This window comes from Streptomyces sp. NPDC029526, assembly GCF_040637405.1.
In the GTDB taxonomy this organism is placed as follows: domain Bacteria; phylum Actinomycetota; class Actinomycetes; order Streptomycetales; family Streptomycetaceae; genus Streptomyces.
In genome coordinates, this window is the sequence record NZ_JBEZWE010000016.1 from 106,279 (window position 1) to 120,149 (window position 13,871).

The following is a 13,871-nucleotide window of genomic DNA, read 5'->3' on the forward strand; positions in this document are numbered from 1 at the left end:
GGGGACGGTCACGGGGTGGCCTCCTCGACGACGGGCCGGGCGGTGTCCGTGGAGCCGGTGACGGGCTCCGTGCCCGGAGGGGTCCGGGCGAGGAAGGTGTGCACGATGCCGGTCTGCCAGCCGGCGACGGGTGCGGAGCGCACCGCCGTGTAGCCGGCGCGGGTGAGGCGGTCGGCGAAGGCGGGCGCGGTGTCGAACTCCAGGACGCTGCGCCAGAGATGGCGGTACAGGGCGCGGTCGCCGACGAGGGTGCCGGCCGGGATGACGACACCCTGGCAGACGGCCGTCCACAGGACCCGGTGCGCGGGTGCTCCGCTGAGGGTGTACTCGTGGGCGACGAGGCGCCCGCCGGGCCGCAGCAGCCCCCGCACGGCGCCGAGCACCCGGTCGGGGTCGGTGACGTTGCGGAACAGGTAGGCGGCGAAGACGGCGTCGAAGGGCCCCTCCCCCGCGGTCGCCACCTCCTCGGCAGTCAGGTGCAGGAACCGCACGTTCTCGGGCCAGGGCTTGGTGAGGGCGCGCCGCAGCATGCCGGAGGAGGCGTCGACGGCGGTGATGCGTGCCTTCGGCGCGGCCCGCAGCAGGGCCCGCGTGGAGGTGCCGGTGCCGCAGCCGAGGTCGAGGACGTGCAGTCCGGCCCCGCCGTCGGGCAGCCGCAGCCGGCGTGCGGAACGCAGCAGGTCGGTGCGGTAGCCGGGGTTGACGGCGGTGAGGCGGTCGTAGGTGCGCGCGGCGTGGTCGAAGGCACGGGCCAGGTCGTGGTCGTGCAGCAGTGTCATGAGGTGCTGACTCCGGTCGGGGCTGTGGGGGCGGGTCGGTGACGGCGGGGCAGGAAGGGGAGTTCGACGGCGGTGCGGAGCATGGGACCGACGGGGGTGCGCAGTCCGATGGTCCACTCCTCCCAGGGGGTGGTGGCGCCGTCGAGGAAGCGCAGCAGGCGTTCCGCGGGGGTGTGCCGGAACAGGCCGGTGAAGAAGGCGGGGCCGTCGACGCGTCCGGTGTCCAGGGCGCGCAGCATGATGGCGTCCATGGCGAGCGAGCGGCGCCCGTGGGCGGCGGGGACGCGCACCCGTCCGTCGCGCAGGGCGGCGGCGATGGCCGTGCTCTGCCGCTGCACCGCGGCGAAGGTGTACCCGGTGGCGGGGCGGGTGGCGCCGCCCGCGGTGCCGATGCGGTGGTGCCGGGCGCCGGCCCTGCGGGGGAAGCGCGCGTCGGTCATGGGGATGACGCCCTGCTCGGCCGACTCCACGGTGTGGGTGCCGAGGCCCAGGACGTCACGGGTGTAGTGGGCCAGGGCCGTCTCGTACGCCTCGGTGGTCAGCGGCGCGCGGGAGAACTCCGTGTACTCCACGAGGGCCCGGTCCGGTGCGAGGGGCAGGACGTAGCCGAAGGCGAGGCCGTGCGGCGGCTGGGGCACCCGGAAGTCCATGAGGTCGGCGACGCCGGGGTCGAACCGCTCCCGGTCCGTGCGCACGAACCAGCCCCGGAAGTGCTGCAGCAACTGGGTCCGGGCGGGCGGCAGGGAGCGCAGCGGGCGGGAGTCGAACACGTGCCGGGCGCGCAGCGTCAGGGCGCGGCCGTCGGGGTCCGTGCACCGCACCTCGGCTCCGCCGGGCACCTCGTGCACCGTGCCGGCCGTCGCGCGCAGGACCCGTCCGCCGGGGGACGCGGCCAGCCGCTCGTGGACCAGGCGCTCGAAGGCGGCGGAGCGCAGCATGCGGTACGTGAGCGGCGCGGGGTCGACGGTGAACGCGCGACCGTCGGCACCGTGGACGCGCAGCCGGGACCAGGACGCGGTGACGGCCTCGTCGAAGTCCCCGGCACCCCGGTCCTCCCAGTAGCACCACGTCCGCTCGGGGGGACGTACCGGGCCGTCCGGCGGCTCCAGGACGGTGACGGACAGGGAACCGTCCGCGGTGAGCCGGTGCGCGAGGCTGAGCCCGGCGGCGCCGCCCCCGATGACCACCACGTCGGACGTGCGGGACGGGGCGGACGGCGGGGTCACCGGGCCCGCCGTCCGCCGTCGGTGCATTCGCCGTCGGTGCGTCCGCCGTCGGTGGGTCCGAGCGCCCGGTCGTCCCGGGCGGCGGTGCGCCCGTCGGCCGGGACGCCGGTGGGCGGGGGCGGCGGGGCGGGGGTGGCCTGGGGGTCGGGGTCGAGCTCGGGATCCACGATCACTCCGGTCGAAGGGGGCGGGGCCGGGCGGCAGGCGGTGGCGGTGGGGTGGTCAGGGGCGGGCGGCGGCGGACGGAACGGTTCGGCTTCTCTTCTGCGGGCGGAGGGCCGGTGGATGCGCGGGGGTCGGTGGACGTGCGGCGACAGCCGGTGGGGGCGTGCGGAGTCGCCGTGTGCGGGCGATCGGAGGTGCCGCGTGGTGAGTTGAGGGCGTGGCCGCGCAGGGCGGGGCGGCGGTGCGGACGGTGAGCGGCGTGCGTGAGTGGCGCGGGGCGGTGGGCGGGCGCGGGGACGGGCGTCGCCCCGCCGCCGGCCGGACGCCGTGCGGCACGCCGCGGGGGACGACGTGCCGCGGCGGACGACGTGCCGAGGGGGACGACGTGGCGCGGGGGACGGCGTCCATGGCTCCTCCGTGGGTCGTGTCGCGGGGCGGCGGTTGGGGTCCGGGTACCGCGAGCCCAGCGGATCACGCCCGGGCGGTGAAGGCCAGCAGCCACCACGGGTGCGCCCGCACCCGGGTATCGGTCAGCGCTCCGTGAGGGACCGCGCGAGCTCGACCGCCTCCGCCAGGCCCGCCGGGCGCGGGAGGCCGGACACGTCCTGGCCTGCCCAGCCGGGGCCCAGAGTCAGGACGGTCGCCCTCCGGCGGGCGCCCCGCACGCCCCACTCCATCGCGGCCACGTGCTGGGCCAGCGGTCGGCTCGCGGTGGTGCGGGACTGCGCCCACAGTCCCACCACGGCGGGTCCGGTCCGGCGCACCGCGGCGACGAGGGACTCCACGGGCAGCGCTCCCCCGAACATGCGGACCGGCAGGCCGTGTTCGGTCAGGGCGGCGGCCAGGGCCTCCAGCGGCAGGGTGTGGTTCTCCCCCGGCACGCAGGCGAGCACCGTGGTGGCACCGGGCCGGTCGGCCGCCACCGGCCGGGCGCTGCGGCGCAGGGCACCGGAGACGTGCCAGGACAGGAAGTGCTCGACCTCGACGTAGCGTTCGCCCGAGCTCTCCCACTTGCGTCCCACCGCCTGGAGCGTCGGCATGATCACCTCGGTCCAGGCCGGGACCAGGCCGTGCTCGGCGATCGCGGTCCGCAGCAGGTCCTCGAGGGCCACGGCGTCCAGGCGCAGCGCGGCGCGGGCGATCCCCTTGCACTCCTGACGCACGTCGCCGCCGAGGCGCAGTCCGCTGCCGGCCCGGTCGCGGGCCGCCGTCGGCCGCGGACCAGGGGCCGCGGCCGACGGGAGCCCGCGGCGGAAGGGCGGCGGGCCCGTCGCGTCGCCGCGCGCGATCCGCGCGGCCTCGGCCGGCGGCACGCCGGTGGCCGTCAGGGCGCACATCCGTTCCAGCCGCGCCACGTCGGCGGCGGTCCAGCGGCGGTGCCGCCCGCCGGTGTGCGCGTCGGGGCCGAGGCCGTAGCGGCGGTCCCAGGTGCGGACCGTGGTCGGTGCCACGCCGAGCCGCCGGGCGACCTCGCCCGTCGTCAGTCCCCCGCCGGGCGACGGTTCGCCGCCGTCCCGTCCCCCGGCCTCGGACCGGCCGTCCCCGGCCGCGTTCTGCTCCACGTTCATGCGTCCACTGTACGACGCACAAACGACGCATGTTGTCTGCGTCGTTTCTCGCGTCGAAGACTGACGCCGTGCGCACGGCCACTGCGGCCCGAGGGCGTCCGGCTCCGTCGGGAGGAGGCCGTCCACCGCGCACCTGACGCACGACAGGAGGAAGCGGGCCATGAGCACCACGAACACCCGATGCACCGGCACCCTCGTCCCGCCGGTCGAGGAGACCAGGTACGAGGACGAGCTGGCCCGCGGCCTGCGCGCCGCCGACGAGACCGCGTTCGCCGAGATCTACCGGCACTGGGGGCCCCTGGTCCACACGATGGCCACCCGGTCGCTGGGCGACACCCACGAGGCCGAGGACGTGACCCAGCAGGTGTTCCTCGGCGCCTGGCGCGGCCGGGACGGCTTCCGGCCGGAGCGGGGTCCGCTGGGGGCGTGGCTGGTCGGCATCACCCGGCGGAAGATCGTCGACGCGTTGGCCGCGCGCACCAGGCGGCTGGCGCTCGCGGACTCCGCGGGCCGCGGTGCTGCCGACGCTCCCCCGCCCCCGGAGGCGGCCCCGGAGAGCGTGCTGGACCGGGTGCTGCTGGTGGACGCGTTGTCCCGGCTGCCCCGGCACCAGCGGGACGTGTTGTGCCTGGCCTTCTACGAGGACCTCACCCAGGCCCAGATCGCGGAACGCACCGGCATGCCGCTGGGCACCGTCAAGAGCCATGTCCGGCGCGGTCTGCACCGGCTGCGCGGAGCGATCGACCAGGGGCGCTCGCCGGCCCCGGACGCGTAGGCGCCGCGCGGACCCCGGACCCCGGACCCCGGACCTCGGACCTCCGACCTCCGACCGCAGACCGGAGACCGCAGACCGGAGACCGGCGACCGCCCCGGAGAACAGACCGCCCGGAGAACAGAAGCGTCCGCGCATCCGCGGGGGCGCCCACGACCGAAACACCCATGAGACTCCGCGCAGATGCGGGGACTCCCTCGGAAAGGACCTGTGACATGACTTCCCGTACCTCCCTCACCCTCGCTGCTTCGGCCGGCGCGTGCGCCCTCGCGCTCGGTGTCGCCACGCCCGCCCTGGCGGCTCCCGGCGACGACGGCAAGGCGATGGTGTCCGTCTTCCACGGCATCCCCGGCCTGACCGTGGACGTCTACGCCAACGGTGACGAGCTGCTCGGCGACTTCGAGCCGGGCACGGTGACCGACCCGCAGGAGCTCGACGCCGGAACCTACGACATCAAGATCTTCGAAGCCGGCCAGGGCCCCGACGGCAAGCCCGCGCTGGAGAAGAAGATCGAGGTGCCCGAGGGCGCCAACGCCACGGTCGCCGCCCACCTCGACGCCGACGGCGACCCGGAGCTGACGGCGTTCGTCAACGACGTCTCGAAGGTCGACGCCGGCACGTCGCGCGTGACGGTGCGTCACGTGGCCGCCGCGCCCGCCGTCGACGTCCGTGCGGGCGGCGAGCCCGTCTTCACGGGCCTGGAGAACCCGAAGGAGGACACCACCGAGGTCGACGCCGGCACCGTGAACGCCGACGTCGTGCTCGCCGGCACCGACACCGTGGCCATCGGCCCGGCGGACCTCGACCTCGCGGAGGGCACCAGCACCATCGTGTACGCCTGGGGCAGCGCCGAGGACGAGAACCTGGCCCTGAAGACCCAGACGCTGAGCGGCATGGCGTCCGCGCCGAAGGGTGTGCACGCGGGCGGCAGCGGCGCGGCGGTGGCCGGCAACTCCCCCGACGCGTGGCTGGCCTGGGCCGCCGTGGCCGGCGCGGTGACGGTCACGACCGTGCTGGTGTCCCGGCAGGTCGCCGGCCGGCGTGGCTGAGCGCGGCCGGTGGCGCGTGAGCGCGGCGGTGACGTCCGCCGTGCTGGCCGCCACCGTCGGCCTGGCGTGCGCGGCACCGGAGCGGGCCGCGCCGCCACCCGATTTCGGTCCGACGGCACCCGCGCGCGAACCCGCGTCGGCCGTGCCGTCGGCCCCGGCGGCGCCCCAGGGCTCCCCGCGCGAGGAGGCCCGGCCCCGGCGGATCCTCGTGCCGAGGATCGGGCTCGACGCGCGGATCGAACCGGTCGGTGTGGCGCCGGACGGCTCGATGGAACTGCCCGCGGACCCGGCCGTGGCCGGCTGGTACCGCTTCGGCCCGGTGCCGGGCGCCGACCGCGGGTCGGCCGTACTGGCCGGGCACGTGGACGACGAGACGGGCGACCTCGGTGAGTTCGCCGCGCTGTACGACGTGCGGCGGGGCGACCGCATCGAGGTGCGGCGCGCCGGGGCCGATCCGGTCGTGCATCGCGTGGTGTCGCGCAGCACCGTTCCCCAGGACGATCTCCCCCCGTCCGTCTTCCGGCGGGAGGGCGGCCCGGTCCTCACGCTCATCACCTGCGCCCCGCCGTTCCTTCCCGACCAGGGCGACTACCAGTCCAACCTGGTCGTCACCGCGACGCCGGTCGAGGAGCCCTGACGCCGTATCGGGGGATCGGGACCGGACGCGAGCGGCACTCCTGGGGGCGTCATCGAACACGAGCGAGCGACAGGAGGGCACGGTGACCCATGTCGAGCAGGCACGCCTGGTGGAGCTGGCGCTGGGACACCCGGCCGACGGGAACGAGAGTGCCCTGCGGCACCTCGCGGAGTGCGACCGCTGCCGGGAGGAACTGCGCTCTATGACCCGCGTGGTGGCCGCGGCTCGCGCGGCCGACGTCGTGGATCTGCCGACGGCGCCCCCGGAACGCGTCTGGCTGCGGATCATGCGGGACCTGGACGACACGCCTGGCGGCCCGCCCCCGACGGGCCCGTCCCCCGGGGACGGCGGGCCGCCCGCCCGGGATCCGGTGCCGGTCCGGGGCCCGGTGCCGGTACGGGCCCGGGCGGGCGGCTCCGACGGACGCGGACGAACCCGCCGTGTCGCGTGGGGTGCGGTGCTCGGCGCGGTGTGCGCGCTCGTCGGCGTCGCCACCCGCAGGGCCGCCGTGCGACGACGGGCGGAAGCCGCTGCGATGCGTGGAGGCGGGCGGACCGGAGGGCCCCGCTGATCACGGGAGCCGGCGCCGGGCACGGCGGACGGCCCCGGGGGTGTGAGGGCGCGGGGGCGGGTCCGCGCCGGGGCCGGGTGCGCCAGGGTTCTCGGGAGCCGGGGATCCGGCGACCGACGATCCGGCGCCCCGGTGGCCCGTCCCACCTCCTGGCCTGTCCCACCGGTGGCCCGGCGCCCCGGTGCCACGGTGGCCCGGCGCCCCGGTGGCCGCGCACCACGGTGGCTCGTCGACGCCCGGGAGCGTCGACGAGCGCGGCCGGCACCTGCGGACCGACCGGGTGCCGACCGACCGGGTGCCGTGCCGGGGAGTGCCGCCAACCGGCCCCGCCGGATCTGTCACGGCGCCGTAGCCTCCGGAGCCCGTCGGATCGAAGGAGCCGCCGTAGCCTCCGGAGCCCGTCGGATCGAGGGGCCCGCCGGAGCCGCCCGAGCCGCCGGGGTCGTCAACTCAGCGGGTCATGTCCCCAGTTCATCAGCGAGTACCGCCAGCGGCTCTCCCGCACGCCTCCCTCCGGCCGCTGGGCGAGGTGTCGGCGCACGTAACCGACGACCTTGCGCATGTGCCGGTAGTCGTCGTCCGTGAGGTCGCCCTTGCGGGCGCGAAGGATCTCCACGATCCGGCGGCCGGAGGCGTGGCCGGTCGACTCCCCGCCGTCCCGGTGCTGGCCGGCGTCCCGGGACTCGTCCGAGGCCAGCCACGTCTCCAGCTCGGCCGGCTTCATGTTGACCGCCTCGCGGAACGCGTCCCACGTCTCGCCACGCTCGTCCTCGTCCACCGGAGTCACTTCTCCCGCAACGCGGACGGCTTGTGCACGGCCGACCGGCCGGACTTCTCGCTGCGCACCTGGTACTGCGGATCGTCGGGCGAGGCGTCCACCGTCCGCCCGGCGGCCTCAGTGCGCTCGGTGATCTTCTTCTCGACCTCTCCCTCGGCCTCACTGCCGTGACTGCTCCAGGCGACCTTGTCGCCCTTCTTGAGGTTCTTCCCCTTGCTGCGGCCCTTCGCCATGACGGCCTCTCCCTCCGGGTGCGGGGTCCGATCTGCGTCTCCCTCCCACAGTGGGGGGCGCGTGCCCCCTCCGCAGCTCGGCGGGCTGCCGCCCCCGCGCGTCCGCCGTCCCGCCCGGGCGGACGTGCGGCGAGTCGGCCCTGAGCTGCACCGCGCACCGCTCGCGCACGCCGGGCAGGCGGGCTTGCTCCGCGGCGAAGGGCGGCCGGGCGGGGCTCGGCGGGGCGGGTGGAGGTGCTGCGGGCCGGTCTCCGCCGCCCGCTGACGGCTCACGGGGCGGCGCCGGCGCTCCTCGGCCCGGTCAGCCGGGCCGGGAGGACCCGGCCGAGTCGGCCCGGTCAGCCGAGCCCGCCGCCTCGACGTCCGCGTACAGCAGGTGGTGGTCGGAGTGCGGGGTCCCCTGGACCCGGTGGCCGAGCGGGGCGAGGCCCCGCAGGAAGACGTAGTCGAACTTGCTGTGCCAGTCGGTGGTCGGCTTGCAGGTGCCCGCCGGCAGGGGACGGCAGTGGAGATCCACGTCCTCGGCCAGGTCCCAGATCCCGGCCAGCTCGGGCGCGTCCGGCACCGCGTTGAGGTCACCGAGGACGATCGCCCGGTCGTGGCGGGCGACGACGGAGGCGAGCACGCCCGCCTGCTCGGCCCGAACCTCCTCCTGACGGCGTTCGGCGAGGTGGGTGTTGAAGACGCGGACGGACCGGCCGCCCACCGTGGTGGTCACGGCGGTGTAGCCGCGGTCCTCGGAGCCGCCGTCGGGATACTCCACCGTGACGGCGTCCGTGATCGGCGCCGCCGAGAGGATCGCCTGCCCGTACTGCCCCGGTCGCCACGGCGCTCCCCCGCAGCGGCTCCAGTTGCGCAGGACGGGCCCGTACTCGACGTGATAGTCCAGGCCGTGCAGCCGCTCCAGGTGGTCCCGGACGGCCCGGACGTCGCGTACGCAGGCTTCCTGCAGGGCTACGACCTGGGGCGCGTACCGCGCGATCTCCGCGGCCCGGTCGGTGTTGGCGGTGTCGCAGGGGTTGCACAGGTTCCACGTCATGACCCGGTTCGGGACGGCGTCCCGGGCGTCCGGGGCCGGGCCGGTGCCGGCGAAGAGGCTGCCGCCCGGTGCGCTGGGGCCGATCAGTGCGGCACAGGCGAGGATCACGGCGCCCGCGAGCACCCGCGTTCCCCTACCGAGCACCGTCGCCTCCTCCGTGCGGACACCTCTGGCCGGTTCCATCGTGCCGCATGGGGCCGGGTGACGCGTCGCCCACCCCGTCCCCGTTGCCTCACCCGCCCCACTCGCCCGGCACCGCCTCCGTCGTGCGCCCCCGGCGGCGGCGCGCACGGCGCGGGGACGGGTGCGACATCAGGGAAGCTCCGCACATATCACATGAGTTGACATCACATCATCCCGCAGCGGGCATGTCTGGATCATGTCCATTCACGCGACGACAGCGCCCGGAGTGCAGGTGTGCTCCCTCAAGCGGACCACGGCCCAGTCGGTCCCCGCCGGCAGCCCGTACACGGTGGTCCGGTTCCCCTTCGGCTCCGCCGAGTCCAGCGACCGGTTCGCGATGCACCAGGTCAACCAGCCGGACGGCTATGTGGTTTCGAGCTGGGACACCGACGACCGGTCGGGGCTCATATGGCCGAGCACGGCGGGCTGGGGGACGCTCTACGCGATGATCCAGTGGGAGGCGGGGACGTACGACGAGCTGCGGGACCAGTTCGTCCGCGACCCGCTCGGTCTCACGCCCACGCCCAACGACACCACGGCTACGGAACACCGCCCGCCGAGCCCCGGCATGCAGTGCTGGACCAAGCAGTGGGGGATCTTCGTCGACCCGGACGTGCCGCTCGCCCTGCGGGCCACCCATGACGCCGGGGTGGCACGGAAGATCGTGCTGGCGGAGTTCAAGCTGGTCATCCACGAGGCCGCCTGACCACTTCCTCCGCCGCACCGGTCACCGGCCTCGGAGCACGGACCACGGAGCCGGACCGGTACGAGCGGTTGGGCCGGCACCTGCTCGGCACGGTCGCGCAGGACCGGGGCGCCCGGCAGGGGGTCGCCGTCCGCTGCTACGCGGCGGCTCCCCCACGAGCAGGCTCGGGGTCCGGGCCGGGCCAGGGCCGGGCGCTACTCCGGCCAGGCGGAGTTCTTGACGACCTCGACGAAGTCACCGCGGACGAACCCGGGGACGAAGTGGGCGAGCACGTCGGCCTTGACGTTGCCGAACGTGGTGTCGGGGCGGTCCTTGATGCCCTCGGTGAACGCGGCCAGGATCCGGTTCTTGAAGTCCGGACGCGGGTGCGCGGCCACCACGGCCGCCCGTTCCTCGTCGGAGACGGACCCGTGGCCGATGCCGAGCACGTCCAGCTCGACCCCCCGCGTGACCAGGGCGATCTCCGGAGCCATGTGCAGCGGGATCTCCGGGGTGGTGTGCAGTGCGATCGCCGTCCAGACCCGGTCGGCCGACTCGCCGGTCACACCGTGGGAGTTCAGGAACCGCCGCGCCTCGTCGGCACCGTCGATCTCGAAGCGCTGGTCGGTGCGGCGGAACCGCTCGGTCAGCCCCAGGTCGTGGAACATCGCCCCCACGTAGAGCAGCTCGGGGTCGAAGGTCAGCCCCTGCTCGCGCCCGCGGAGCGCCGCCCACAGGAACACCCGGCGGGAGTGGTCGAACAGCAGGGGCGAGGCGGCCTCCCGCACCAGCTCGGTCGCCTCCCGCGCCAGTGCGCTGTCCGGGATCGTCACGCCGGCGATGGTCTCGCTCATGATCTTCCTCTCCGCTTCGTCGTCTCGGCTGCTCTTCCAGGGTGGCCGGGGTCGTAGGATGGCGCCATGTCCTTTCTGCCAGGCACACCTCGGATCCGGACATGGTGCCGAGGCCCGCTCAGCGCGCTCCGGGGCGTCGGCGTGCCGGGCGGCGGGGTGGTCCGGTCATGACGCACCGGGTGGGTTTCGTGGTGTTCGACGGCGTGACGCTGCTGGACGTCAGCGGTCCCGCCGAGGTGCTGGAGCAGGCCCGCCGGCTCGGCCATCCGTATGAGCCGGTCCTGGTCTCCCCGCGCGGTGGCGCGGTCCGCACCTCGACCGGGATGCCGCTCAGCGGCACGGTTCGCGCGGCCGAGGCGGGGCCGGTCGACACGGTCCTGGTGGCCGGTGGCGACCGTCTGGCCGAGCAGCCGGTCGAGCGGGAGCTGTCGGAGACGGCCTGGACGCTGGCCGCGTCCGCCGCCCGGGTCGCGTCCGTGTGCACCGGCGCGTTCGTGCTCGCGGACCTCGGCCTGCTGGACGGCCGCCGTGCCGCCACCCACTGGCGGCACGCCGCGGCCCTCGCCCGGCGGCACCCCCGGGTGAGCGTCGAGCCGGACGCCATCCACGTGCGGGACGGGCGCTTCCTCACGTCCGCGGGCATCAGCGCGGGCATCGACCTGACCCTGGCCCTCGTCGAGGACGACCACGGCGCGGAGGCCGCCCGGCACATCGCGCGCGAACTGGTCGTCTTCCTGCAGCGTCCGGGCGGGCAGTCGCAGTTCACCACGGCCACCGCCCCGCCCACCGGCAACGACCTGCTGCGGCCCCCGATCGAGGCCGTGCTGGCGGACCCGGCCGCCGATCACGACCTGGCGTCCCTGGCCCGGGCGGCGGCCGTCAGCCCCCGGCACCTGACCCGGCTGTTCCACGCGGAGCTGGGCACCACTCCGGCCCGCTGGGTGGAGCGGGTGCGGCTCGGCCGGGCTCAGCAGCTCCTCCTCGACGGTCACAGCGTCACGGCGGCGGCCCGGCTCAGCGGCTTCGGCAGCGACGAGACCCTCCGCCGCGTCTTCCTCCGCCACCTGGGCACCACGCCGAGCGCGTACCGGCGGCGCTTCGCCACCACGGGCGCCACCCCGACCGCGCCGACCGCCGTCCGGCCCCCGGCCGGGGCGCGCAGGGGCTGAGCAGCACGGGCCGCGCAGGAGCTGAGCAGCACGGGCCGCGCAGGAGCTGAGCAGCAGGGGCTGAGCGGCACGGGCCGCGGACGGTATGAGCGGAACGGACCTCGGCCGGCCGGACCGGCACGGGCCGGGCAGGACCGAGCGGCAAGGCCGCGGACGGCGGGGCGGCCTCGCTCGTGGCGGGTGCGGCGCGCACGTTCGCGAGCACCCCCGCAGTCGACTGTGACCACCTTCACAGGCCAGCCTTCGAGCCCTGCACAGAGCGGCGGGAGCAGCACGGGTCCACCCCGGGAGGGTCCGGGGTGACCTGGGGCATACCCGCCCGATGCCGCGTTGCGCCTACCTTGGTGTGATTGCCCCGTACGTGGCGTCGCGCCGGGGTGCACCACCGTGTCGATCGTCCAGGAGACCCATGCGCCCCCGCATACCCTCCGTCCGCCGCCCCGCGGCCGTTCCCGCCCTCGCCATGACCGGCGGGGCGCTCGCCCTGGGAGTCGGTGGGCTCTATCTGACGGGGCTCCTCCTCGCCGGCGGGACGATCGAGTCCGGCACCACGGTGCGCGGCGTCGACATCGGTGGGCTGACCGCGGCGGAGGCCACCCGCAAGCTGGAACGGGATCTGACGCCCGCGGAGGCACGCGCGCTCCCCGTGACGGTGGGCGACCGCTCCGGGTCGGTCGTCCCGCGGGAGGCCGGGCTGACGTTCGACGTGCCCGGCACCGTGGATCGCGCGGCGCACACCGGCTCCGACCCGGTCAGCGTCATCGGCGCCCTGTTCCGCTCGGGCGGTGACATCGAGCCGGCCGTGCACACCGACGAGGACGCCTCCCGGTCGGCTCTGCGCGAGCTCGCCGGGAAGCTGGACCAGAAGGTGCGCGAGGGCGGGGTCGCGTTCACCGGCGGAGAGGTCGAGGAGACCGCGCCGCGCACCGGCCGGGCCCTGGACGTCGACGCCGCCGCCGGCACCCTGAAGGAGGCGTTCCTGAAGGGTGACACGGACACCGCGACGGCCCTGCCCGCCCGCGAGACCCGGCCGAAGGTCGGCGCGGCGGAGGTGGAGCGCGCGGTGCGCGAGTTCGCGCGGCCCGCCATGTCGGCCCCCGTCGCCCTCACCGCCGGCGACCGCCGGTTCACGATCGCGCCGGAGGTCCTGGGCGAGCACCTCACGCTGAAGCCCGACGGCGACGGCAGGCTGACGCCGAAGCTGGACGAGAAGGGCCTGCGCGCCGCCCCGGCCGTGGCCCGCCCCCTGGCCGACCTCACCACCACCCCGCGCGACGCCCGGCTGCGGCTCGACGGGGACCGGGTGGTCGTGGCCGACCGCGGCCGGACCGGCGTGCAGGTGCCGGACAAGGCCCTGGGCAAGGCCGTGCTGCCGCTGCTCACCGAGTCGGGCGCCGACCGCACCGGCGCACTCGCCACGCGGCGGACCGAACCGGAACTGACCCCCGAGAAGGTGGCCCGGCTGGGCCTGAAGGAGAAGGTGTCGTCCTACACCGTCACCTTCGAACCGGCCGCCTACCGCACCCAGAACATCGGCCGGGCGGCGGAACTCATCGACGGCTCCCTGGTGAAGCCGGGCGAGACCTGGAGTTTCAACCGGACGGTCGGCGAACGCACCGAGGCCAACGGCTTCGGCGAGGGCGTCATCATCCTCAACGACAAGTACACCAAGGCGGCGGGCGGCGGGGTCTCCTCCGTGGCCACGACCATGTTCAACGCGATGTTCTTCGCCGGGGTACGGCCCGTCGAGTACGGCGCCCACTCCTTCTACATCGAGCGTTACCCCGAGGGCCGCGAGGCCACCGTCGCCTGGGGCAGCCTCGACCTGAGGTTCGCCAACGACTCGGGCAACGCCCTCTACATCCAGGCCGAGGCGACCGACACCTCGGTGACCGTGACCTTCCTCGGTACGAAGAAGTACGACGAGATCAAGTCGGTGACCGGGCCCCGCAGGAACGTGGTGGAGCCGGGGCGCAAGGTGAGCACCGACGAGGAGTGCGTCCCGCAGACGCCGCTGGAGGGCTTCGACGTCACGGTGGAGCGGGTCTTCCTGAACAACGGCCGGGAAGTGAAGCGGCAGCCGTTCCACACGCACTACACGCCGCGCGACGAGATCGTCTGCGAATAAGGGACCGGGCCCTTCCCCGGGACCGCCCCGTCGGT

15 protein-coding genes are annotated in these 13,871 nt (G+C 75.4%); 7 read left to right on the plus strand and 8 right to left on the minus strand.

The window, feature by feature from the left end:
- Positions 1 to 8: 8 nt before the first annotated feature.
- The 4 genes from AB0F01_RS25940 to AB0F01_RS25955 all read right to left on the minus strand — a co-directional run bounded on the left by AB0F01_RS25940 (position 9) and on the right by AB0F01_RS25955 (position 3,738).
- Positions 9 to 779 carry a class I SAM-dependent methyltransferase gene (locus AB0F01_RS25940; protein WP_362100326.1) on the minus strand — a complete coding sequence of 257 codons (771 nt, stop codon included), beginning with the start codon at positions 777 to 779 and terminating at the stop codon, positions 9 to 11.
- The gene (locus AB0F01_RS25945; protein ID WP_362100329.1) at positions 776 to 2,005 is read right to left on the minus strand and encodes a lycopene cyclase family protein; all 1,230 of its coding nucleotides are present in this window, start codon (positions 2,003 to 2,005) and stop codon (positions 776 to 778) included. The genes AB0F01_RS25940 and AB0F01_RS25945 overlap by 4 nt, the downstream gene beginning before the upstream one ends.
- Entirely contained in the window at positions 2,002 to 2,172 is a 171-nt protein-coding gene (locus tag AB0F01_RS25950) for a hypothetical protein (RefSeq protein WP_362100332.1), read from the minus strand. The genes AB0F01_RS25945 and AB0F01_RS25950 overlap by 4 nt, the downstream gene beginning before the upstream one ends.
- Before the next feature lie 528 nt (positions 2,173 to 2,700).
- Complete coding sequence (locus AB0F01_RS25955; protein WP_362100335.1) at positions 2,701 to 3,738, minus strand: MerR family transcriptional regulator; 1,038 nt, start codon at positions 3,736 to 3,738, stop codon at positions 2,701 to 2,703.
- 160 nt (positions 3,739 to 3,898) lie between these two features.
- Here AB0F01_RS25955 and AB0F01_RS25960 point away from each other — a divergent pair, with 160 nt between their 5' ends.
- From AB0F01_RS25960 to AB0F01_RS25975, 4 genes are all read left to right on the plus strand, one after another.
- Positions 3,899 to 4,513 (plus strand): sigma-70 family RNA polymerase sigma factor, encoded by a 615-nt coding sequence (locus AB0F01_RS25960; RefSeq protein ID WP_362100338.1) that lies wholly within the window; start codon positions 3,899 to 3,901, stop codon positions 4,511 to 4,513.
- Positions 4,514 to 4,725: 212 nt separating this feature from the next.
- Positions 4,726 to 5,559: a DUF4397 domain-containing protein gene (locus AB0F01_RS25965; RefSeq protein WP_362100341.1), complete on the plus strand. Its 834-nt coding sequence runs from the start codon at positions 4,726 to 4,728 to the stop codon at positions 5,557 to 5,559.
- The gene (locus tag AB0F01_RS25970) at positions 5,552 to 6,196 is read left to right on the plus strand and encodes a class F sortase (RefSeq protein WP_362100343.1); all 645 of its coding nucleotides are present in this window, start codon (positions 5,552 to 5,554) and stop codon (positions 6,194 to 6,196) included. Before AB0F01_RS25965 ends, AB0F01_RS25970 begins: the two co-directional genes overlap by 8 nt.
- Before the next feature lie 82 nt (positions 6,197 to 6,278).
- Entirely contained in the window at positions 6,279 to 6,767 is a 489-nt protein-coding gene (locus tag AB0F01_RS25975) for a hypothetical protein (protein WP_362100346.1), read from the plus strand.
- A 445-nt stretch (positions 6,768 to 7,212) separates the two neighbouring features.
- Here AB0F01_RS25975 and AB0F01_RS25980 read toward each other — a convergent pair whose 3' ends face one another.
- From AB0F01_RS25980 to AB0F01_RS25990, 3 genes are all read right to left on the minus strand, one after another.
- Entirely contained in the window at positions 7,213 to 7,545 is a 333-nt protein-coding gene (locus AB0F01_RS25980) for a DUF3140 domain-containing protein (protein WP_362100349.1), read from the minus strand.
- Between the two features lie 5 nt (positions 7,546 to 7,550).
- Positions 7,551 to 7,778, minus strand: a complete 228-nt coding sequence (locus tag AB0F01_RS25985) for a DUF2945 domain-containing protein (RefSeq protein ID WP_362100352.1) — start codon at positions 7,776 to 7,778, stop codon at positions 7,551 to 7,553.
- 301 nt (positions 7,779 to 8,079) lie between these two features.
- Complete coding sequence (locus AB0F01_RS25990) at positions 8,080 to 9,000, minus strand: endonuclease/exonuclease/phosphatase family protein (protein ID WP_362100354.1); 921 nt, start codon at positions 8,998 to 9,000, stop codon at positions 8,080 to 8,082.
- Positions 9,001 to 9,196: 196 nt separating this feature from the next.
- On the opposite strand from AB0F01_RS25990, the gene AB0F01_RS25995 reads away from it, so the two are divergent.
- On the plus strand, positions 9,197 to 9,706 hold the full coding sequence (locus tag AB0F01_RS25995; protein ID WP_362100357.1) for a hypothetical protein: 510 nt from the start codon (positions 9,197 to 9,199) through the stop codon (positions 9,704 to 9,706).
- Positions 9,707 to 9,900: 194 nt separating this feature from the next.
- On the opposite strand, the gene AB0F01_RS26000 is transcribed toward AB0F01_RS25995, so the two are convergent.
- Positions 9,901 to 10,539, minus strand: coding sequence for an HD domain-containing protein (locus AB0F01_RS26000; RefSeq protein WP_362100359.1), 639 nt, complete (start codon positions 10,537 to 10,539; stop codon positions 9,901 to 9,903).
- A gap of 167 nt (positions 10,540 to 10,706) precedes the next feature.
- On the opposite strand from AB0F01_RS26000, the gene AB0F01_RS26005 reads away from it, so the two are divergent.
- The gene (locus AB0F01_RS26005) at positions 10,707 to 11,708 is read left to right on the plus strand and encodes a helix-turn-helix domain-containing protein (RefSeq protein ID WP_362100362.1); all 1,002 of its coding nucleotides are present in this window, start codon (positions 10,707 to 10,709) and stop codon (positions 11,706 to 11,708) included.
- A 409-nt stretch (positions 11,709 to 12,117) separates the two neighbouring features.
- On the plus strand, positions 12,118 to 13,836 hold the full coding sequence (locus AB0F01_RS26010; protein ID WP_362100364.1) for a VanW family protein: 1,719 nt from the start codon (positions 12,118 to 12,120) through the stop codon (positions 13,834 to 13,836).
- Positions 13,837 to 13,871: the final 35 nt, after the last annotated feature.